Origin of the sequence: Bacillus sp. AFS001701 (assembly GCF_002559405.1) — a bacterium.
Lineage (GTDB): Bacteria > Bacillota > Bacilli > Bacillales > Bacillaceae_G > Gottfriedia.
Genome location: NZ_NTZO01000025.1, coordinates 1 through 20764 on the forward strand (window position 1 = coordinate 1; position 20764 = coordinate 20764).

At 36.2% G+C, this 20764-nt stretch carries 19 protein-coding genes; 17 read left to right on the forward strand and 2 right to left on the reverse strand.

Annotated elements, in window-relative coordinates; translation table 11 throughout:
- Positions 1–254: 254 nt before the first annotated feature.
- The 11 genes from CN514_RS02515 (at position 255) to CN514_RS02565 (ending at position 11232) form a co-directional block, all read left to right on the forward strand.
- Complete coding sequence (locus CN514_RS02515) at positions 255–1061, forward strand: alpha/beta fold hydrolase (RefSeq protein ID WP_098231232.1); 807 nt, start codon at positions 255–257, stop codon at positions 1059–1061.
- 34 nt (positions 1062–1095) lie between these two features.
- The gene (locus CN514_RS02520; RefSeq protein WP_097974016.1) at positions 1096–1899 is read left to right on the forward strand and encodes an IclR family transcriptional regulator; all 804 of its coding nucleotides are present in this window, start codon (positions 1096–1098) and stop codon (positions 1897–1899) included.
- Positions 1900–2166: 267 nt separating this feature from the next.
- Positions 2167–2700 carry a cupin domain-containing protein gene (locus CN514_RS02525; protein ID WP_098231233.1) on the forward strand — a complete coding sequence of 178 codons (534 nt, stop codon included), beginning with the start codon at positions 2167–2169 and terminating at the stop codon, positions 2698–2700.
- A 111-nt stretch (positions 2701–2811) separates the two neighbouring features.
- Positions 2812–3732, forward strand: coding sequence for a VOC family protein (locus CN514_RS02530; RefSeq protein WP_098231234.1), 921 nt, complete (start codon positions 2812–2814; stop codon positions 3730–3732).
- Between the two features lie 36 nt (positions 3733–3768).
- Positions 3769–4587: an SDR family oxidoreductase gene (locus CN514_RS02535; protein ID WP_286141513.1), complete on the forward strand. Its 819-nt coding sequence runs from the start codon at positions 3769–3771 to the stop codon at positions 4585–4587.
- 31 nt (positions 4588–4618) lie between these two features.
- Entirely contained in the window at positions 4619–6307 is a 1689-nt protein-coding gene (locus tag CN514_RS02540; protein ID WP_098231236.1) for a thiamine pyrophosphate-binding protein, read from the forward strand.
- 12 nt (positions 6308–6319) lie between these two features.
- Positions 6320–7765, forward strand: coding sequence for an aldehyde dehydrogenase family protein (locus tag CN514_RS02545; protein WP_098231237.1), 1446 nt, complete (start codon positions 6320–6322; stop codon positions 7763–7765).
- 15 nt (positions 7766–7780) lie between these two features.
- Positions 7781–8563 carry an aspartate dehydrogenase gene (nadX, locus tag CN514_RS02550; RefSeq protein WP_098231238.1) on the forward strand — a complete coding sequence of 261 codons (783 nt, stop codon included), beginning with the start codon at positions 7781–7783 and terminating at the stop codon, positions 8561–8563.
- Positions 8564–8594: 31 nt separating this feature from the next.
- Positions 8595–9896: an aromatic ring-hydroxylating oxygenase subunit alpha gene (locus CN514_RS02555; RefSeq protein ID WP_098231239.1), complete on the forward strand. Its 1302-nt coding sequence runs from the start codon at positions 8595–8597 to the stop codon at positions 9894–9896.
- A gap of 20 nt (positions 9897–9916) precedes the next feature.
- Entirely contained in the window at positions 9917–10426 is a 510-nt protein-coding gene (locus CN514_RS02560) for an aromatic-ring-hydroxylating dioxygenase subunit beta (protein WP_098231240.1), read from the forward strand.
- A gap of 23 nt (positions 10427–10449) precedes the next feature.
- Positions 10450–11232: an SDR family NAD(P)-dependent oxidoreductase gene (locus CN514_RS02565; protein WP_098231241.1), complete on the forward strand. Its 783-nt coding sequence runs from the start codon at positions 10450–10452 to the stop codon at positions 11230–11232.
- Positions 11233–11735: 503 nt separating this feature from the next.
- Here the strand turns inward: CN514_RS02565 and CN514_RS02570 are convergent.
- Entirely contained in the window at positions 11736–12035 is a 300-nt protein-coding gene (locus CN514_RS02570) for a hypothetical protein (protein WP_098231242.1), read from the reverse strand.
- A gap of 122 nt (positions 12036–12157) precedes the next feature.
- Positions 12158–13996, reverse strand: a complete 1839-nt coding sequence (locus tag CN514_RS02575) for a terpene cyclase/mutase family protein (protein ID WP_098231243.1) — start codon at positions 13994–13996, stop codon at positions 12158–12160.
- Between the two features lie 269 nt (positions 13997–14265).
- On the opposite strand from CN514_RS02575, the gene CN514_RS02580 reads away from it, so the two are divergent.
- The 6 genes from CN514_RS02580 to CN514_RS02605 all read left to right on the forward strand — a co-directional run bounded on the left by CN514_RS02580 (position 14266) and on the right by CN514_RS02605 (position 20566).
- Positions 14266–15600 (forward strand): aspartate aminotransferase family protein, encoded by a 1335-nt coding sequence (locus CN514_RS02580; protein ID WP_098231244.1) that lies wholly within the window; start codon positions 14266–14268, stop codon positions 15598–15600.
- Positions 15597–16295: a CoA transferase subunit A gene (locus tag CN514_RS02585; RefSeq protein WP_098231245.1), complete on the forward strand. Its 699-nt coding sequence runs from the start codon at positions 15597–15599 to the stop codon at positions 16293–16295. Before CN514_RS02580 ends, CN514_RS02585 begins: the two co-directional genes overlap by 4 nt.
- Positions 16280–16942 (forward strand): 3-oxoacid CoA-transferase subunit B, encoded by a 663-nt coding sequence (locus CN514_RS02590; protein WP_098231246.1) that lies wholly within the window; start codon positions 16280–16282, stop codon positions 16940–16942. Before CN514_RS02585 ends, CN514_RS02590 begins: the two co-directional genes overlap by 16 nt.
- 15 nt (positions 16943–16957) lie before the next feature.
- On the forward strand, positions 16958–18271 hold the full coding sequence (locus tag CN514_RS02595; RefSeq protein ID WP_098231247.1) for a peptidase: 1314 nt from the start codon (positions 16958–16960) through the stop codon (positions 18269–18271).
- Positions 18249–19112 carry a putative beta-lysine N-acetyltransferase gene (gene ablB / locus CN514_RS02600; protein ID WP_098231248.1) on the forward strand — a complete coding sequence of 288 codons (864 nt, stop codon included), beginning with the start codon at positions 18249–18251 and terminating at the stop codon, positions 19110–19112. Before CN514_RS02595 ends, ablB begins: the two co-directional genes overlap by 23 nt.
- A 65-nt stretch (positions 19113–19177) precedes the next feature.
- On the forward strand, positions 19178–20566 hold the full coding sequence (locus CN514_RS02605) for a sigma-54 interaction domain-containing protein (RefSeq protein WP_098231279.1): 1389 nt from the start codon (positions 19178–19180) through the stop codon (positions 20564–20566).
- The last annotated feature ends 198 nt before the right edge of the window (positions 20567–20764 follow it).

Sequence of the window (20764 nt, forward strand, 5' to 3'; positions counted from 1 at the left end):
CTTTTAAAGATAAAATAATTTGAAAAGTTTGTCAATTGTGATTTTACAGAAAAATTTTCCAGTTTTATGTTCGAATGCACTTATCTATATTTGTCTATCCATTGGAAAAATTGAGTTATTGACATTAAATTCTGACAAATCTATAATTCAAGTTGAAAAACATGTTTTTTATATGAAACACAATGTTTTTGAAGCATTATGTGATATTCAGGTTTGTAGATTTTGTGTAAAAAAATAGAGTGGAGGTACTGTGGATGCCAATTAGTCATTTAAAAGAGTTATCGATTCATTTTCAAGAATCTGGTGAAGGACAAGCCCTTGTAATTCTACATGGTTTAGGAAACAATTCTCAGTCATGGAAGCAACAATTAGATGAATTGAAGGATCATTATAGAGTAATCGTTTGGGATGCTCCAGGTTATGGTGGAAGTTCTGATCTAAAAGAGGAGTTCCATGAATTTTCCGAGTTTGCTAATGTTCTTAAAGAGTTTTTGGATAGTCTAGGGTTAGATTCTATCTATTTGCTGGGTCATTCAATGGGATCGGCAATTGCAATTGATTTTACGAATCGTTTTCCACATATAGTCGATGCGTTAATTATTTCAGATGCAACACGTGGAGCAGCTGGGTTAAGTAGAGAAGAAAACGAGAAAAAACTTCAAAATAGATTAAACTCTATTGAAAATCTACATCCTTCTGAACTAGCAAGAAAAAGAGTAAAAGCATTACTTGCACCAAATGCATCACCTGAGGTTATAAAAGAGGCAGAACGTATAATGTCACAAGTTCGTCTATCTGGTTACCGTTCTGTTTCCTACTCATTATCGAACTTAAACCAAATGGAGATTCTGTCTTCAATATCTGTTCCAACACTTGTTATGTGTGGGGAGTTAGACCAAGTAACTCCAGTAAGTGAATCACAAATATTTCACGAGTTGATTCCAAATTCAGAATTTGTTATCGTTCCAAATACAGGACATTTATGCTATCAAGAAGATCCTAAACTATTTAATCAATCCGTGTTAAACTTTTTAAAGAAACAACCGATAAGTCAAAAGTAGAATTGAATCTATTGTATTAGGAGAGGTTTGCTCGATGGATAATGTAGAAAAAGAAAAATATAGCGCTAATTCTTTAGTTAGAGGATTAGAAATTATTAAGCTTTTTAATGAGGAACATCCTAGTTTGTCACTTTCAGAGATTGCAAAAAAGTTAGGGGTAAGCAGAACAGTACCTTATCGATTACTTTATACTCTGCAGTCGATTGGTTACTTAACACAGGATGAAAATACGAAACAATATTCGTTAACTCCTAAAGTTCTTGAATTAGGTTTTAGTTATATAAATAGCTTGAAAATACCTGAAATTGCACAACCTTATATGGAATCATTACGTGATGAAATAGGTGCTTCTTGTCATTTGTCAATTTTAGATGGACATGAAGTAGTTTATGTTGGGAGTGCACCAGTTAGAGGGGTATCGGCAGTCAATGTCAATATTGGTTTAAGACTACCAGCTCATGCAACTGCAAATGGAAAGCTACTTCTTGCATACGAGCCAAAGGAAAGTCTTATGCAACTATTCCAAGTTACAAATTTAACACCTTATACAGATAAAACGTTAACGACGCCTGGAGAGTTTATGGATCAATTAGATAAAATACGCCAAAATGGCTATTCAATGACTAGTGGAGAATTTCACCAAGGTATTCATTCAATCGCTGCACCTATTTACGGTAGAACAGGAAAAGTATTGGCAGCACTGAATATCGTAGCGACTGAATTATCTTATCAGGAAGATTTCATGAATAAAGTTGCATTGCCTAAACTTCTAGATGTCTCTGTTTTACTATCAAACTATATGGGTTACAATGGCAGAGTTTCAAATCAGGTAAAATAGTTAAAGTTAAAAATATGGGTTCCCAAACTAAGGGAATCCATATTTTTTTTGCAAAAAAAACAAGTTATAAACCTTGAAAATACAGTGTTTTTTTATATTTAACTCTTGTGACATATCAAAATTTTCTAAAAACTATGTTGACACAAAGAATAATTCATCCTAGAATTATTTTATAGATAAAACATTGTTTTGTATATAAAACATAGCAAGTGCTCGATACAAAACATTTTGTTTAAAAAGAACAACAATACAGGGAGGATTTTAAAAATGACAAATGAAACTTTTTCAGTTAAAGAATTTGAAAAAAAATACGTGGCTCGCTTAGAAGACCGTACGCTAGATTGGAATGTTTTAAAGTTTCAAGAGGAAATTGATCCGAGATATAAGCGTGCTCAAATGCGTTATATTGGACGTGGTGCGACAGCGAATAATGATTCAAATGTAATTACAGCAGAACATTTTACATTAAGTACAATGGTTCTACCTCCTGGCTGTATCGGACCTTTACATCTACACGATGATGTAGAAGAAGTATTTTTTATTCTTGAGGGAGAAGTTACTGCTTTAATTCAAGAAGTTGGTAAAGATGAAGTACATGAAATTAAATTAAAAGCTAGAGATTGTATCAGTTCTCCTCCTGGTGTTCATCGAGGAATTAGAAATGATGGAGATACTGAAGCGCGTATGTTAGTTATGCTTGGCGCAGTGAAACCAAACCTTCCAACCTATCCAGAAGGTAGCGCGCTTGAAGAACTTCGTAAACAACGTGCTAAAGAAAGAGAAGCGATCATCAAAGGTTAATTAAAAAAATTGAAAAAGGGTCAGCTGCATTTTGAAATAAATTGCAGCTGCCTTTTTCAATAGAGTTAATAAAAGAAAGCGCTTTATATAAATAAATGGGAGGGATTGTTGGTGCTAGGAATTACTCATTTAAGACATATAAGTTTGATCACACCAAACTTTGAGGAACAAGTGAACTTTTACGAAAAAGTTTGGGGTTTAGATCGTGTAAATGCTTCGGATGACAAGATTGCTTATTTTCGAGGGGCAGGACCTGAGCATCATATACTAAGCCTTCGAAAAGGTGATAAATGCGGTTTGCATCATATCGCATTTGGAATGGTCGATAAAAATGCAGTTGATCGTGCAGCGGAAATTTTACATTCAAAAGGTGTACATATTGTTGAAGAGCCCGGTTATTTGGATGAAGCTGGTGGAGGATATGGACTTCGATTTGTTGATCCAGAAAACCGTGTAATTGAACTTTCCGCTTGGGTAGAGGTTCAAACATCGATTTGGACTAATAAAAACGTTGATCCCGTGAAATTAAACCATGTAGTTATGAACACAACAGATTTAGATATGATTGTGGAGTTTTATACTGATGTGCTTGGATTCAAAGTGACGGATTGGAGTGAGCACCAAATGTCCTTCTTAAGGTGTAATCGAAAACATCACTCGATTGCATTTAACCAAGATGCACACGCTTCAGTTAATCATATTGCTTACGAAGTTGATTCGGTGGATGAACTGATGCGAGGCATTAGTAATGTTAGGAAAGCCGGATTAAGTGAGTTATGGGGTCCAGGTCGACATGGTCCTGGTAATAATATCTTTTGTTATTTTCAAGATCTCGGTGGATTTGTCATGGAATATACATGTTATCTTGAAACAATTGAAGATGAGGCTGAGTGGAGAGCGCGAGTTTGGAAACGCGTGCCACATCTAATGGATCAATGGGGAATTGCTGGTCCACCAAAACCAGAAGCTCGTAAAGCGATGGGCGGAGAGCCAGATAATGGCTGGGTAGATACAACAGTTATAGTACGATAAAAAGTTTAAATAAAAATGCTATAGGGAATACGAACCATGAAAACTTTAATAAGGGGTGACGGAATGGATCTTGGGTTAAAGGGAAAAGTTGCAGTAATTATGGGTGGCACCTCTGGTGTTGGACTGAAGACAGCTGAATTATTTTTAGGTGAAGGTGCTAAAGTAGCAATTTGTGGAAGAAGCAAAGAGCGCGCAGATAAAGCATTAAAGCATTTACTCACATATGGCAAAAGCGAAGATCTATTTGCTGCGACGTGTGATGTTACATCAAAAGGGGAAGTTAATTCGTTTATTCAACAAACAGCAGAAAAGTTTGGTGGAATTGATACGTTAGTGAATGCAGCTGGTCAAAGTGTTATGGGGCATTTTTTCGATATTACTGATGAACAGTGGCAGGAACAAATTCAATTAAAGTATTTCGCAATTATTTATGCAGTTCGTGCAACTCATCCTTATTTAGTGAAAAGAGGAGGTGGCCGAATTATTAATATAAATGCAACTCTAGCAAAAGAGCCTGAGCGTCATATGGTAGCAACCGCAGCAACCCGCGCAGGACTTTTAAATTTAAGTAAAACATTGTCTCAAGAATTAGCATCTGACAATATTTTAGTCAATTCAGTTAGTCTTGGATTAATTCGGACAGATCAATGGGAACGTAGAAGGATGAAGAATGCTCCTGATATGGATCCCGAGGAATATTATAAAGATCTTGCGATAAAAAGAAATATTCCACTAGGTCGTATAGGTGAAGCGGAAGAAGTTGCTAGTGTAATTGTTTTTCTTGCTTCAGACAAAGCGAGTTATGTAGCTGGTTCTACAATTGAAACTGCAGGTGCAATCGGGAAAGCACTTTAAATAAATTATTAGACAAAGGTAGGATACTAAGATGAAAAATCAAGAAGAAATCGTATTTACTACTGCGGATGCCGTCGTAAAAGAGTTAGTTCAAGCAGGTGTAGAAGTCGCTTTTGGAATCGTAAGTATTCACAATATGCCCATCTATGACGCGATTCTAAGGGATGGAAGTATCAAGCTGATCTGTTCACGAGGCGAAAGTGGAGCAGTAAATATGGCAGATGGCTATGCACGTGCGACAGGAAAATTAGGTGTAGTTATTACTAGTACAGGAACAGGAGCTGGAAACGCTGCTGGTTCATTAGTAGAAGCATGGGCAGCTGGGGTACCACTACTTCATCTGACTGGAGAAGTAGCATCACCTTATCTTGGTACAGGTAAAGGGTACATACATGAATGTAAAGACCAGCTGTCAATGATGAGCGGTGCTTGTAAAAATGCTGTAAGGCTTAGACGACCAGAACAAACAGCTGGTGTAGTAAGAAAAGCAATTGAAGAAGCATTAACTGCTCCAACAGGACCAGTTAGCTTAGAAATTCCAATCGACTTTCAATCAGCAATTATCGAGGACGTTTCAATCGATAAAGTACAGGTAGATGTTTTTAAACCGCAACTAACTACCGTTATACCAGAAATCGCAATTTCAAAAATTTCAGAAGCATGTCGTCCAGTTATTTGGGCAGGTGGCGGTGTTATTTCTGCCAATGCCTCAAAAGAGTTAACAAATTTAGCGGAAATTCTTGGAGCTGCTGTCATTACAAGTCAATCTGGAAAAGGTTCAATACCAGAGGATCATGAGCAATGTATAGGGCATTTTGCAGCCAATGAGTCGACAAAAGAGTTTTTGAGAAATGCAGATTTATTGATTAGCGTAGGTGTACGTTTCAGAGGAAATGAAACTTCTAACTGGAAAGTCCCTGTCCCAGAAGAACATATTTCGATTGATGCAGATTTTAATGCAATTAATCGAAATTATAAAGCAACAGTTGGGTTAGTCGGAGATGCAAAAGATATTTTATCGGCTTTAATAAATAAAATCGATGAAAAGTCTATTTCGGTTTTACCTTCTTATATAGAAGAAGTACGTTCACTAAGAAATGAAGTGCGGGGACAACTTCGTAAAACACTTGGTCCGTTTGAACAGTTTGTAGATGGTATGAGAGAGATTTTACCGAGAGATACGATTTTAGTTCGAGATGTGACAGTACAAGCAAATGTATGGGGAAGTAGAATATTCGATATTTATGAACCGAGAACATCTATTCACGCATCCGGTGGCGGAATCGGTCAAGGTCTTCCTACAGCTATAGGAGCTCAATTGGGTTGTCCTCATCAAACGGTCGTATTAATGGCTGGAGATGGTGGGTTTATGGTTAATGTAGGTGAAATGGTGACTGCAGCTGAAGAAAATCTTCCTATTATTGTTGTGTTATTTGACGATTCTGGCTATGGGGTTCTTCGTAATATTCAGGAAGCGGCATACGGTCGCCAAGTAGCAGTGAATTTATTAAGTCCTGATTTTGTAAAACTAGCTGAGTCAATGCATTTTGAGGCAGCACGTATTGGATCAGGAGACGAATTTGTTAATGAACTAAAGAAGGCAAGTGAAAGAAGAAAGCCAACAATGATCGTTGTAGATATGGAAGCAGTTGGACCTATGGCAAAACCTTTTGGTGGACCTCCAGGAGCAGCTGAAAGCTTTAAGCCAAAAAAATTATAAAGGAGATTCAATATGATTTCGACATATCCAGTTGTATCAGGGAGATATCTCATAAATGGTGAATGGAAAGAAAGTAAGGAAACATCAAATATTATTAATCCTGCAAATAAGTCGGAAGTAATTGGTAAAGTTGCATTATGTACTGAGGAAATCGTAAACGAAGCAATTAATGCAGCATCGAATGCATTTAAACTTTGGTCACAAAGTGAGATTCAGGACCGTGTAGAAAGAATGAAAGCGGCAGCGCAGGAACTTTCTAAAATCATTGAAGAAAATGTTTCATTATTTGTTCGTGAAAATGGAAAAACACTAGTAGAAGCTAAAAAAGACTTATTACGCTGTGTTGAAGTAATGAATGGTGGAGCGGATGAACTACTTAAATGGTGGAGTCCAGAAATACTTCCAGGAAATCAAAAAGTTCAAGTAAGAAGAAGAGCTAGAGGGGTTACTGCAGTAATTACTCCTTGGAACTCTCCTATGATTTTAACATTTAAACGAGTAATTCCTGCTATTTTAGCAGGTAATACAGTTGTCGTGAAACCTGCGACAAATTGTCCGCTTACCATTATGGCTTGTTTAAAAGTGGTGGCTGAACATTTTCCGCCTGGTGTAATTAATATTGTAACAGGTTCAGGAAAAATGATTGGTGACAAGCTTTGTTCCGTTTCACGAGTTCGTACGATTGCTTTTGTCGGAAGTACACAAACAGGTAAAGATATTATGAAAAAGTCCTCTGGAAATCTTCAAAAAGTATATATGGAGCTTGGTGGGAATGACCCAGCGATTATTTTAGAAGATGCAAACTTAGATGAAGAAGCTATTAAACGATTAAGAATGAGTATTTTAAAAGCGGCTGGCCAAGTATGTTCGGCAATTAAGCGTATATATGTACAAGAATCTAGATATGTTGAATTAGTAAAAAAACTGAAAAAAGAATTTGACCGTATTGTTGTAGGTGATGGTATTCAACCTGATGTGACTATGGGCCCATTAAATAATAAAGCTCAGTATGACTATGTTAATGGATTGATCGAGCGTACTGAAAAAGCAGGTGCAAATGTAATAACAGCTGGAATTCAACTGAATCCTGAAAAGTGGGATCAAGGATACTACATCTTACCAACAATCGTAACAGGTGTTGATCAGCAAAGTGAGATCGTTCGTGCAGAACAATTCGGACCAGTAATTCCTATTCTACCTTTTTCAACTATTGACGAAGTGATCAAACTAGCAAATGATAGTGAATTTGGTTTAAGAGCTTCTGTTTGGACTGAAAATGAAGAATTGGCAGTTGAAATGGCAGATCGATTAGAGGCAGGCGCAGTTTTTCATAATAATCATACCATCTTTAATGATTTAGCATTAGATTTCCCAGGGTTAAAAGAGAGTGGTGTTTCAAGGGAAACGAGACACTGTGGATTGGAATTCTTTGCAGATTCATACGGATTTGCAAATTAAGGATGGTGAATAGGCATGAAACTAGGTCTAATCGGCTGTGGGAATATTGGCCAGTTCCTTCTTCAAGCAATTAATAAAGATGGAATGTTAGCAGGTGGAAAGATTGTTTCAATTTATACGCGTTGCGAAGAGTCAGGCGTTCAACTTGCTAAAGAATTTGAAACGGAAGCTTATCAAAGTGTAGAGGCGCTACTTCTTTCAGATGTAGATTTGGTCATTGAAGCTGCTACAGTTGAAGCTGCAAAGGAGTACGCTATAAAAGTTCTTGAAGGTGGGAAAGACTTATTGTTAAGTAGCATTGGAGTCATGGCTGATTTCACTTTTGAAGAAGAAATTCGAGAGGTTTGTACAACAAAAGATGTAAATGTTTTCTTACCTTCAGGAGCAATCGGTGGATTGGATATTTTAAAGTCAGCAAAAGCTGTGGGTGGTCTAGAGGCTGTTTCAATTACAACTAGAAAACCACCTGGAGCATTATCAAAAGAAGTGCTAGATAAAGAAACGATATTGTTTGAAGGCTCTGCAGCTGAAGCAATTAAGCTATACCCAAGAAATATTAATGTGGCAATTGTATTATCCTTAGCTGGACTTGGTGCTAACAATACAAAAGTGAAAATTATTGCTGATCCAATTGTGATAAAAAATAGTCATTTAATTGAAGCATCTGGTGCGTTTGGAAAACTTAAACTTGAAATCGAAAATGATCCAATGCCAAATAATCCTAAAACAAGTTATTTAGCAGCATTAAGTGTTTTGGCAACGTTACAAAACAAGGATAAGTATGTACAAGTTGGGTAGATAGTCAAAATAGGAAGGGAGAGTGCTGTGCATGATTAAAACAGAAAAAACTTTAGATGAATTATTAAAAGAGCAACTAGTAAATTACTTAAACGAAACCGTCAAACCAGATGAAGGAGTCATTCCTGCATATCTTCTAGGTGATAAAGCCGTTTACGAATTAGAACATGAAAAAGTATTTTTAAAAACATGGGTTTTTCTTGGGCATGAATCCGAAATTCCTAATCCAGGGGACTTTATGACTCGCGAGCTTGCAGGATATTCAATCATTATCTCACGTGAAAGTATGGGAGAAATCAATGCATTTTACAATATGTGTACACACCGTGGTATGAAGCTGTGCCGTGCTGATAAAGGAAACAAGACTTTATTTACATGTCCATATCACGGATTTAACTTTAAAAACACAGGTGAACTTGTTGGAGTACCGCTTCAAAAAGATATTTATGGCGAGAGACTTGACCGATCAAAAATGGGTCTTCACCAAGTGAAACTAGAATCATTTAAAGGACTTTTATTTGGAAACTGGGACGAAAATGCAGAACCTCTTGAAGAGTTTCTCGGCGATTTTAAGTGGTATTTAGATATCGTAGTAGGACGTGCTGAGATGGAAGTAATTGGAGCCCCGCAACGATTTATTGTTAAATCAAACTGGAAGGTCGGTTCTGATAACTTTGTAGGTGATTCATACCACACGATGGTTACTCACGGTTCAATTGCAAAATTAGGCATGGTCCCAAATGCAACATACTCGAAGCGCGGTTTTCAAATACATACTGAAAACGGACACGGATTAAACCTTGGAACACCAAACCCAGACTTTGCTTTTCCTGAAGAATTGAAGGATGAGTATAAAAGTAACTTGTCAGAAGAACAATATGAAGTTCTATCAAACTTAAAAAATATGATTGGCAATGCTTTTCCGAATATGTCATTTTTAATATCTCACACAAAAGTTAAAGGCGAATTAATTTCGAATACTTCAATTAGAATGTGGAGACCAATTAGTCACAATAAAATGGAAGTAATTGCATGGTTGTTAGTAGAAAAAAATGCTTCTCAGGAATGGAAAAACCGATCAAGAGATTCCTTTATCTTAACGTTTAGTCCATCTGGTATTTTTGAACAAGATGATACTGAAGTATTCACAGACATAACGGAAGCAGCTCAAGGTCCAATGCCATTTCAAAAGAATTTAACTTACAACTATACAATGGGACTACATCGTGAACCTGTCGATTTTATCGGACCTGGGGTAGCCTATGATGATAAATTTACAGAAGCGAGCCAACGTAATTTTTATCAGTATTGGCTTGAATTAATGACAAAGTAACAAAGGGGGGAGGAAGAAAAATGAATGTTGAAAAATTATTAACGAAATTAGAATTTGAACAGTGGTTAATAGATGAAGCAAAATTACTTGATGATATTGAATTTGATGATTGGTTTAGTTTAATGCATTCGAATTTAATCTATCAAATGCCTGTGCGCGTAAATAAAGAAGGAACAGAGCGCCCAGACTATTCTACCGAGATGTTTACTTTTAATGATGATATAGAATTATTAAAGCTTCGGGTAGATCGATTGAAAACTGACTATGCTTGGGCTGAAATTCCCCCTTCAAGAACCCGCCGTTTTGTAAGCAATGTTAGCGTAAAAGAGCTAGTTAAAGAAGAGAAGGCAGTAGTTAATAGTTACTTACTGATTTACCGTAGCCGCAGCACAGATATTCACCATGATCTAATTTCTGGAGAACGTCATGATGAGTTTACATATGAAGATGGGAAGTGGAAGCTTTCCAAGAGGGTATTTATTGTAGATCAAACTACAATTAATACTAGAAATCTTGCAATCTTTGTTTAATAGAAGAAAAAGGAGGCTAAGTAATGTTATTAAAAGATAAGGTAGTGTTAATTACAGGAGGCGCTTCTGGTATAGGAGCAGCCGTTACAAGACGATTCATTCAAGAAGGAGCAAAGGTAAGTATTATCGGTCGCTCACTTGAAACACTAGAGCAAATGAAAGAAGAATTTAATGACAATCTCCTTATTATTCAAGGTGACGTAAGCAAATATGAAGACAATGAGCGAGCTGTAAAAGCGACTGTTGAACAGTTTGGTAAACTAGATGTATTTATTGCAAATGCAGGCGTTTTCGATGGTTTTGCAAAATTCGCTGATGTGACACCAGAGGCCCTATCAGATGCATATGATTACCTTTTAAATATAAACGTAAAAGGATCTTTTTTTGGTGCAAAAGCAGCTTTAGAGGAATTACAAAAAACAAATGGTAATATTATTTTTACAGTATCTGGTGCAAGCTTCTACCCAGACGGTGGTGGAGTTTGGTACACGGCTAGTAAGCATGCTCAAATCGGATTAATGCGTCAACTTGCTTTTGAACTAGCACCAAATATACGAGTAAATGCAGTAGCGCCAGGAGGGACTTTAACAGCACTAACTGTCATCCCACCTTTACGTACTTTTACTAAATCTGTGGATAATGATACAAAAGCAAGCAATATAAAAAGAAGAAATCCACTTCAACTAGCACAAATGCCTGAAGATCATGTTGCAGCATATGTACTTTTAGCATCTGACCAGTCACGTGCAATCACTGGTGAAGTCATTTCTAGTGACGGTGGATTATCGGTTCGAGGACTTGGTTAAGAAAGAGGAAATTTTTTGATAAAGATAGGGTGTCCCAAAGGAAACTTATTAGGGATGTCCTATTTTTTGTTTTCGTAAATAAACAATGTAATTAAAAAAAGTAGATACGAATAAAGTCTAAGCTACAAATATAAGGTCTTAAAAAATCGCAAGTAAGAATCCTAGCTGTGCAAATAGACAGTGAACTGCAAATAAAATACGAAAATCGCAATTATTTTTTTGCAAAACTGCAATTAAAACTTTAGGAATCGCAAATTAGATAAAAAAATACCCATACAAGTTAAGGTATTAAAACCCGAATTTTGCACTAAAATAGATACTTTCAAATGCAAAGTTAGCAAAATTGATCCAATGCTTTCTATATCAAATAAAATTAGGAAAGTTACCCCCACTACATACATTAATGAAAAGAGCCTAAAAAATTTTCCTTAGGTCCGCACTAAAGAGAAATTTAATAGGCTCATTTATTTGAAAAAATAGTAAATATTACTGTCCGAAATTAATTAAAACCAAGAACGTCTTCTACTGCTTCTTATCATATTCCACATTTCTCTTTGGTGATCAGGATCTTGTGGGTTTACGTCACAATTCATTAACCATTGAGCTGCGTTTTCACGTTGTTCCGCAGTTATTGATACACTACAACAATCCGATAGTCTGTCAATCATATGACATGCACCTTCTCGGCTTTTTAAATCATTTTTACGATAGGATCGAAGAATACTATAAATGCGTGGAAACTTGCGAGGATCACAAATTTTACCACAAAATTCTCTCATTAAGCTTGGGTCAAGATTTCCCATAAAGCCACTCCTTTATTGTTTAAACCATTAACTAAAATGACATACACACAAATGTTTTTTCAACAATGTAGTATATGCCGTCAAAGTAAATAAGGACAAGGCGGTTAACTAGAAATCGCAAATTAGTCACTTGTCTCATATTTTTTTAGATAATGACTTAAAGTCAATAAGGGCCAAATAGACCGATAGCTATGGTAATTTATATAAAAATGACCTGGTAAACCGCCACCTGTTGGATAGGTCAATCGCTTATCATGGACCTTTAACCAGTTTAAAATGTTTTCTATTCCATCCTCAATTTCACTAGTAGGATAATCGTTGATCGAAATGAGCGTATCCACAACCCATGATGTATGAACAATTGTGGAATAGGACAGTGGGATATACTTTCTTTCTATGTCACTTTTACAAGACTCACCCCAACCACCATCCTCGTTTTTTATATTGAGTAGCCAGTTGTTAGCTTTTTGAATGCTAGGGTGACTTGAAGGGATACCGACCGATTTCATACCAGTAATTGCGGCCCATGTTCCATAAATATATGAAATTCCCCAACGACCGTACCAAGAACCATCTTCGTGTTGATGATGGATTAACCAATTAACCCCATCTTCAATTCTTGGATGAACCATATTTAATTTTAATTTGGATCCTAGAAATTCGATTGTTCGACCGGTTAAATCTGCTGTAGATGGATCAACTGCAGTATCAACAAAATTTTGGATGGGGAAGATGAGTTTTAAGTACTTGCTACTGTTTTTTTCAAATGAGGCCCATCCACCGTCCTTATTTTGCATATCAAATAACCATTTCACGCCAGCGTTCCAAGATTTTCTATAATCGTCTTCTATTAAAGAGATATCAGTTGTTGCTCTTAAGACTGCTTGTGTATCATCTACATCAGGATTTTGAGTATTGCTGACTGAAAACCCCCATCCACCTAAACGAATCCTATGGTCATTCTCAACTAGTGTATGTTGGAGAGAGACTAAGAAGTTAGAAGCAGACTTTATTGCATCATCATTTATTGGCACACCTGCTTCCTGCAATGCGTAACTAGTAAGTGCTGTATCCCATATTGTCGAAGGGGAATTTTGGATATGAAGGGAATCTTCCAATTCAAATAGGAAAGATTTTATACCTAAAACAGCATTTTGAATGACAGGAGAAGTAACTTGATAGCCTAATGAAAGAAGTGCATAAATTCCAATAAAAGTAGCGCTGGCATAACTAGATAAAGTTCCATCCCTTTCAATATTTTGAAAAATATATTGCTCGGCCTTCTTAACAGCCATTTTGGATAATGATTTAATGAAAGGCATTTTAAAATTGAATTTCCGCTTTTTGCTTATCTCTTTAAATTTATTGCTTGTAAACAAATGTTGTATTGTAGGCGTCCATTTATTTTTAATCGTAAATCTTTTATGTCCTAATATTAAAAGTGGAGCAAAGTGGAATCGAACATAAGAACTAAATTTATAGAAGGACAAAGGAAAGAATTTTGGTGAATTCATTAAAAGGAGAGGGACTGGAAAAAGTCTAGGCCATGGATACAATTCATGTAATGCAAGCATAAATTTTGTGGAGACATGTACACTCTCTAATCCCCCGTTTTGACGAATGAACGCTTCTGCTTTCTTCATTTTTTCATCAGTAGTTTCTATATAACCCGAGAACAGTAATGCAGTGTAAGCCTCTACAGTTACCGATAAATTTCCTAAGTCATCATCAAAAAGCTTCCAGGCCCCACTGACATCTTGCTTTATTAATAAACGATTTACCAGCTTCTTAATTAGTTCTTCATCATGACATTCAATCGTTCTTAAAATAATAATCATATAGGCATCTGTCATAGGACCGCTTTCGAAACAATATCTCCATGATCCATCATCACTTTGATCCAATTTAATTTTATCTATTAGACTATCTATTTCAGCTCTAACTTTCTCTGATAAATCCATTTTTAATCTTCACCACCAACTGATTGCGATACATATTTTTTATATAGATATGTATCTGGCCATCAATTGGGGCGGGCAACTATCTGTACAAATCTTATGTTTAAAAGTTAAGACAGCTAATTAAATTTTTAAATACAGAGGTTAAGTGTAAAAAAATAAAAAGGAAGTATCTCAGAAAGCAAGAATACTAAAAAATACCCTCTATTTAAATTCCAATATTTAGTAGTGTGGCTTTTTTCGTTTTATATAAGGAAGGGTGGGGATGAAAAATGGAAAGAGATTATTTAATTAAACCATTACTTGGCCAGCATTACCCTATGATTTCTCATGGAAAGGGTGTGTACCTATTTGATAAAGATGGTAATCGGTACATTGATGGTTCATCTGGTGCAATTACCGTAGGAATTGGTCATGGTGTTGAGGAAATTATTGATGTTATGACTGAACAGGCAAAACAAGTATCTTTCGTTTATCGTTCACAGTTTACTAGTGAACCTGCTGAGAAGCTAGCAAAGAAGCTGAGTGATATCACACAAGGTGATTTAAATTGGACGTTCTTTGTTAATAGTGGTACTGAAGCAACAGAAACTGCAATGAAACTAGCGATTCAGCATTACCAAGAAAAGGGAATGAAGGGAAAGAATAAAATTCTCTCACGTTGGATGAGCTACCATGGCATAACAATTGGAGCGCTATCTATGTCGGGTCACCCTTTAAGACGACAAAGATTTGTACCAATCTTGGAGGATTACCCTTCAGTTTCACCACCATATTGCTATCGATGTCCTTTTAACTTAGAACATCCATCTTGTGATTTAGCGTGTGCATCTGAATTAGAAACAGCTATTGATCGAATTGGCCCTGAACATATTGCAGCATTTATTGCTGAACCAATTATCGGTGCTGCTGGTGGCGCGATTGTACCATCTAAAGGTTATTACCAAAGAATTAAAGCTATTTGTGAAAAGTACGATATTTTACTGATTGCAGACGAGGTAATGACTGGCCTTGGACGTACCGGGAAAATGTTTGCAATGGAGCATTGGGGTGTTCAGCCTGATATCGTTACGCTTGGAAAAGGATTAACATCTGGCTATACACCAATGGCTGCAACAATTGCTAGCGATCGAGTTATTGAACCGATTATGCAAGGTTCAAAGCTTGTAATGAGTGGACATACGTTTAGTGCGAACCCACTATCAGCCGCTGTTTCATTAGCTGTTATTGAATATGTTGAGAAACATAATTTAGTACAAGCCGCAGGAGAAAAAGGTAATTATCTGTTGAATAAGCTTCAAGGATTAAAAGAGAAATTTCCATTTATAGGAGATGTTAGAGGAAAAGGTTTGTTAATCGGGATTGAATTTATTTCTGGTATAAAATCAAGTTCCTTTATTCAAAAAGTAATGAGTAAGGGATTACTTTTATACCCTTCTGTTGCTGGAAAAAACGGAAAAGAAGATTCAGCTTTCATGATTGCACCACCTTTAACGATTACCTATGGAGAACTGGATGAATTACTTCAAATTCTTACAGAGGGTTTAAAAGAATTGGAAATGGAACAATCCCAACTAACTTATACAGCTAAGGGGGAAATCATATGAATTTAGTTGAGAATACTTATAAAAAAATAGCAACAATAGAACAAATTCTTCAATTTTTTCAAGATGGCATGACACTAATGGTTGGAGGATTTGGAGGAGTCGGTTCACCGCCAACTTTACTTCAAACATTGTTTAATAGTGGAGTTAAAGATCTTCACTTGATTTGTAATGATACTGGATTTCCGGATATTGGTATCGGAAGGATGGTAAGGAATGAAAGGATCAAGTCAATTGTGACATCTCATATAGGATCGAATCCGTTTGCAGGAAAATTAATGACAGAAGGTAAGCTCAAAGTAGAATTTTCCCCGCAAGGTACGTTAGCAGAGCGTATCCGAGCTGGAGGAATGGGGCTTGGAGGAGTTTTAGTAGATGTAGGTCTTGATAGTATGGCAGAAAACGGTAAAGAGAAAGTAACTGTAAAAGGTAAAAAATTTCTAGTTGAAGAAGCTCTTAAAGCAGAAGTCAGTATTATTTTTGCAAAGAAAGCTGATCCATTTGGAAATTTGGTTTTTGATAAGAGTGCAAGGAATATGAATCCTCATATGGCTATGGCAGGAGATATTACGATTGTAGAAGCGGAAGAAATCGTTCCACTTGGCTCGTTGAATCCAGAGGAAATCGTAACTCCAGGTGTGTTTGTTGATTACATAATTTCATCAGAAGGAGTGAACTGGAAATGGGCATGGGAATAGACTTTCGTCAAAAAATTGCAATGCGAGCTGCTAAAGAAATAAAAAACGGAATGATCGTAAACTTAGGCATTGGAATTCCATCCATTGTACCTGATTACTTACCGGAAGATGTACATGTCATGTTCCATGCGGAAAATGGCGTTATGGGAATTGGACCGAGTCCTGAAAAAGGGAAAGAAGATGAAAATTTATGTAATGCAGGTGGTTTCCCAATAACTGTTTTAAAAGGTGCTAGTTATTTTGATAGTGCTACTGCTTTTGGCATTATACGAAGAGGTTTACTAGATTTAACGGTTCTAGGGGCATTACAAGTTAGTGAAAAAGGAGATTTAGCAAACTGGATTGTACCTGGAAAGCGTGTACCAGGAATAGGCGGGGCGATGGATTTAGCTCAAAAGGCTAAAAGAGTAATAGTCGTTATGAATCACACCGATAAAGCTGGGAATCCAAAAATTGTGAAAGAATGTAGTTTGCCATTAACTTCTAAATCTTGTGTTGATTTAATCATTACGGAAATGGCTGTCATTGAAGTAGTCGGTGATACTTTAGTGCTTAAAGAACTAATGAGTCCATATACTGTAGAGGATGTAATTGAAAAAACTGGTGCAAAACTAGAAATTAGTACAGATTTAAAAATGTTTATATAGAAAAGGGTGAAGAGGATGAGTCATTACAAAAAAGTTATTCAAGATTATATAAGCAATCATAAAGATAAAACAATTGATCTTCTTAAACAGCTAGTAATGGAAAATAGTGTGTCAGGTAATGAGAGTAAGGCACAAGCAATTGTCCTTGAAAAACTGAGAGAACTTGAATTGGATTTAGACGTATGGGATCCAGATCTAAAAGAAATGAAAGAGCATCCTTATTTTATTTCAACAAGAGACAGTTTTACTGGCAGTCCTAATATTGTCGCTACGCTTAAAGGAACGAGCGGAGGAAAGTCCATGATCTTAAATGGACATATAGATGTTGTTCCAGAAGGAAATATTCAGCAATGGACGTACCCTCCTTACAGTGCAACTGTTGTAGATAACAAGCTTTATGGGCGTGGGGCAACTGATATGAAAGGTGGAAATGTTGCGCTAATTTTAGCGATTGAAGCAATAAAACGAAGTGGAATTACGCTAAAAGGTAATGTTTATTTTCAAAGTGTAATCGAAGAAGAGAGTGGTGGTGCAGGTACACTTGCTACAATTTTGCGAGGATATACAGCTGATGGTGTTATTATCCCTGAACCAACAAATATGAAGTTTTTCATTAAGCAACAAGGATCAATGTGGTTCCGTCTTAAGGTAAAAGGTAAGGTAGCACATGGTGGAACTCGTTACGAAGGTGTAAGCGCTATCGAAAAAAGTGTACTCATCATTCAACAAATACAAAAACTTGAGCAATTACGAAATGAACGAATAGCTGATCCGTTATATGATGGAGTACCGATTCCGATTCCAATTAATATTGGAACAATTCATGGTGGAACATGGCCATCTTCTGTTTCTGATTTAGTGACTTTAGAAGGAAGATTCGGAGTAGCACCAAATGAGAGATTAGAAGATGCGAAACTAGAATTTGAGAATTGGATAGATAATATTAAAAATCTTGATGATTGGTTCGTAGAAAATTCTGTAGAAGTAGAGTGGTTTGGAGCAAGATGGGTTCCTGGTACTGTTGAAGCTGATAGTGAATTAGTGCAAACTTTGCAACGAAACTATCTTGAAACAACGAAACAAAGCCCAGTAGTTGAAGCTGCACCATGGGGAACTGATGGAGGATTATTTACACAAATTTTAAATATTCCAATGATTGTTTTTGGACCTGGGGAGACAAAAGTAGCTCATTACCCAGATGAATTTATTGATTTAGATCAAATGTTTTTAGCTGCAGAAATTATTGCCTGTACATTAATTGACTGGTGTGGAGTTGAGGGCCAACAACATGAAGGTGAGGGAGCATATGAAAACGAAAAAGTATTATGAAACAATTAAAGTTCAACAGGAAAACTATTATTTCGAAGGTGCTTTAGATTATTTTAATGAGCGAATTCGAGTTGATTTTTACTTAGGGAATGTATCACTACTAATTGAGAGAATAGAAAAACTAGCAAAAGAATACAAATTTACTAAGCTAATTATTAAAGCAAGAAGTGAACATTTATATTCCTTCTTACAATCAGGGTATATGATTGAATCTGCACTGAAAGGCTATTTTCAAGGTAGTGATGGCTTTTTTGTTACGAAATATGCTAGCCAGGATAGAAGAAATAGTCTTTATTGGGCTGCAGGAGATGATATTTTAGATGCTGTTTTAAAAAGTGATCGATCAAAAGAAAAAGTAATTCCGGACGATTATGTTTTACGAAGAGCAGAAAAAAATGACTCAACTAAACTTGCTAAATTATATGGTCAAGTTTTTAAGGTATACCCTACTCCTTTAAATGAATCTGCTTATGTTGAAAAGACGATGGATGAAGGGACGATTTATTGGATATATGAGAAAGATGGAAATATTGTAAGTGCAGCATCTGCTGAAGTGGACTTCAGTCAAAGAAATGCCGAGCTAACAAATTGTGCAACACTTGAAGAGCATCGTAAGCATGGATTGATGAAAGAGCTAATGAAGAAGTTGGAACAGGATTTAGTAAGCCAATCAGTTTATTGCTCTTATACGATCGCACGATCATTATCATATGGAATGAATGCTGCCTTTCATCAATTAGGGTATCAGTATACTGGAAGAATGACAAACAACTGCTATATCTTTGATAAATTAGAAGATATGAACGTATGGGTGAAGGATCTTTCAAAAGTAGTCTTTTAATGTCAAACTGCCGAAAATTGAGCGTTGAATTGCCAAGTTTTCGGCAGTGGAAGGATGGTTATGAAATGAACGCAACAATTCCAACTAATGAAATGATTAGTGCCATATTAAATAGTATCGATGAATCAATACACGCAGTCGACAAAAATGGAATGACTATATTTTATAATCAAGTTGCGGCTGACCATGACGGTGTTTCAGTTGAAGAGGTTCTGGGGAAGCATGTACTAGAAGCTTTCCCTTCTTTAACGAAAGAAACAAGTACCTTATTGAAAGTACTAGAAACAAAGCAAGCGATTATTCAACAGCCTCAACGCTATGAAAATATTAAAGGCCAATTCATTGATACAGTTAACACGACAATTCCAATCATTTTGGATGATCAATTGATTGGTGCGGTTGAAATTGCAAAGGATTATTCTACAATTAAATCGCTTGGTGAGAAGGTTTTAGACTTACAAGCGAGAATTAAACCGCAAGTGAAAAAAGGAAAAGCTAAACAAGTGCACTCATATACGATCACAGATATTTTAACGGATGACCCTGCTTTAATGGCCGTTAAAAATCAAGTTGAAAAGGTAGCAAATGCAGACTCAGCAGTACTGGTAGTTGGTGAAACTGGAACTGGGAAAGAACTTTTCGTACAGTCAATTCACCATAGTTCCAATAGAAGTGAAGGCCCTTTTATTGCTCAAAACTGTGCTGCTTTACCAGAATCATTATTGGAAAGTATACTATTTGGTACGACAAAGGGTAGTTATACGGGAGCAATAGATCGAGCAGGGTTATTTGAACTAGCTGATGGTGGAAGCTTGTTTTTAGATGAACTAAACTCAATGCCATTAGAGCTTCAAGCAAAGCTACTTAGAGTACTTGAGGATGGAGTTGTTCGCCGAATAGGTGATCAAAAGACTCGTAAAGTTAATGTAAGAGTAATCGCTGCAATTAATGAATCACCTTTAGATTGCGTTCAAAACGGTATCATGCGACCGGATTTGTATTATCGTTTGAATGTGTTCTCTTTGTTCATACCGCCTTTAAGAGAAAGGAATTATGATATCGAGTTACTCACATCTCATTTTGTAGAGCAATTCAATGAACGTTTCTCAAAGAATATTCGAAACGTAGAACATACTGTATTTGAGTTATTCCACCAATATAATTGGCCTGGAAATGTCCGAGAACTAAAGCATACAATTGAGCATGCTATGATTATGGTAGAAGGGCATACTCTTACAGTTAAACATCTTCCTATTCAACTACAACATATTAAGAAAAGTACTGAAACAAAAGGCGTTCAGCCTTTACGTACCGCGATGCAGGAAATGGAAATTTCACTTATTAAACAAGCATTGCTACAAACGAATTCTAATATTCAACAAGCCGCAGCGCTACTTGAAATACCTAGGCAAACTCTTCAATATAAGATCCAAAAGTTAAATATCGTAGTATAAACTACTTTATAATCTTATAAAAAAATCTAGTTTTAGCACTTCATTTAACAGCCAAGCCGCCTAATTTTAGGCGGTTTTATTATTTTTGATTCATCTTAGGAAGATCCTAACTTAAGATTTTAACTTTAAAAAATAAAAAAACAGGCTGAATAGTTTGAATTTTCTATATTTGCGGCGTGTTTATTAAATATTTGTAAA

Coding starts and splice junctions, on each gene's coding strand:
- CN514_RS02515 (WP_098231232.1), top strand. CDS start 255: ATGCCAATTAGTCATTTAAAAGAGTTATCGATTCATTTTCAAGAATCT.
- CN514_RS02520 (WP_097974016.1), top strand. CDS start 1,096: ATGGATAATGTAGAAAAAGAAAAATATAGCGCTAATTCTTTAGTTAGA.
- CN514_RS02525 (WP_098231233.1), top strand. CDS start 2,167: ATGACAAATGAAACTTTTTCAGTTAAAGAATTTGAAAAAAAATACGTG.
- CN514_RS02535 (WP_286141513.1), top strand. CDS start 3,769: ATGAAAACTTTAATAAGGGGTGACGGAATGGATCTTGGGTTAAAGGGA.
- CN514_RS02540 (WP_098231236.1), top strand. CDS start 4,619: ATGAAAAATCAAGAAGAAATCGTATTTACTACTGCGGATGCCGTCGTA.
- CN514_RS02545 (WP_098231237.1), top strand. CDS start 6,320: ATGATTTCGACATATCCAGTTGTATCAGGGAGATATCTCATAAATGGT.
- nadX (WP_098231238.1), top strand. CDS start 7,781: ATGAAACTAGGTCTAATCGGCTGTGGGAATATTGGCCAGTTCCTTCTT.
- CN514_RS02555 (WP_098231239.1), top strand. CDS start 8,595: ATGATTAAAACAGAAAAAACTTTAGATGAATTATTAAAAGAGCAACTA.
- CN514_RS02560 (WP_098231240.1), top strand. CDS start 9,917: ATGAATGTTGAAAAATTATTAACGAAATTAGAATTTGAACAGTGGTTA.
- CN514_RS02565 (WP_098231241.1), top strand. CDS start 10,450: ATGTTATTAAAAGATAAGGTAGTGTTAATTACAGGAGGCGCTTCTGGT.
- CN514_RS02570 (WP_098231242.1), bottom strand. CDS start 12,035: ATGGGAAATCTTGACCCAAGCTTAATGAGAGAATTTTGTGGTAAAATT.
- CN514_RS02575 (WP_098231243.1), bottom strand. CDS start 13,996: ATGGATTTATCAGAGAAAGTTAGAGCTGAAATAGATAGTCTAATAGAT.
- CN514_RS02580 (WP_098231244.1), top strand. CDS start 14,266: ATGGAAAGAGATTATTTAATTAAACCATTACTTGGCCAGCATTACCCT.
- CN514_RS02585 (WP_098231245.1), top strand. CDS start 15,597: ATGAATTTAGTTGAGAATACTTATAAAAAAATAGCAACAATAGAACAA.
- CN514_RS02590 (WP_098231246.1), top strand. CDS start 16,280: ATGGGCATGGGAATAGACTTTCGTCAAAAAATTGCAATGCGAGCTGCT.
- CN514_RS02595 (WP_098231247.1), top strand. CDS start 16,958: ATGAGTCATTACAAAAAAGTTATTCAAGATTATATAAGCAATCATAAA.
- ablB (WP_098231248.1), top strand. CDS start 18,249: ATGAAAACGAAAAAGTATTATGAAACAATTAAAGTTCAACAGGAAAAC.
- CN514_RS02605 (WP_098231279.1), top strand. CDS start 19,178: ATGAACGCAACAATTCCAACTAATGAAATGATTAGTGCCATATTAAAT.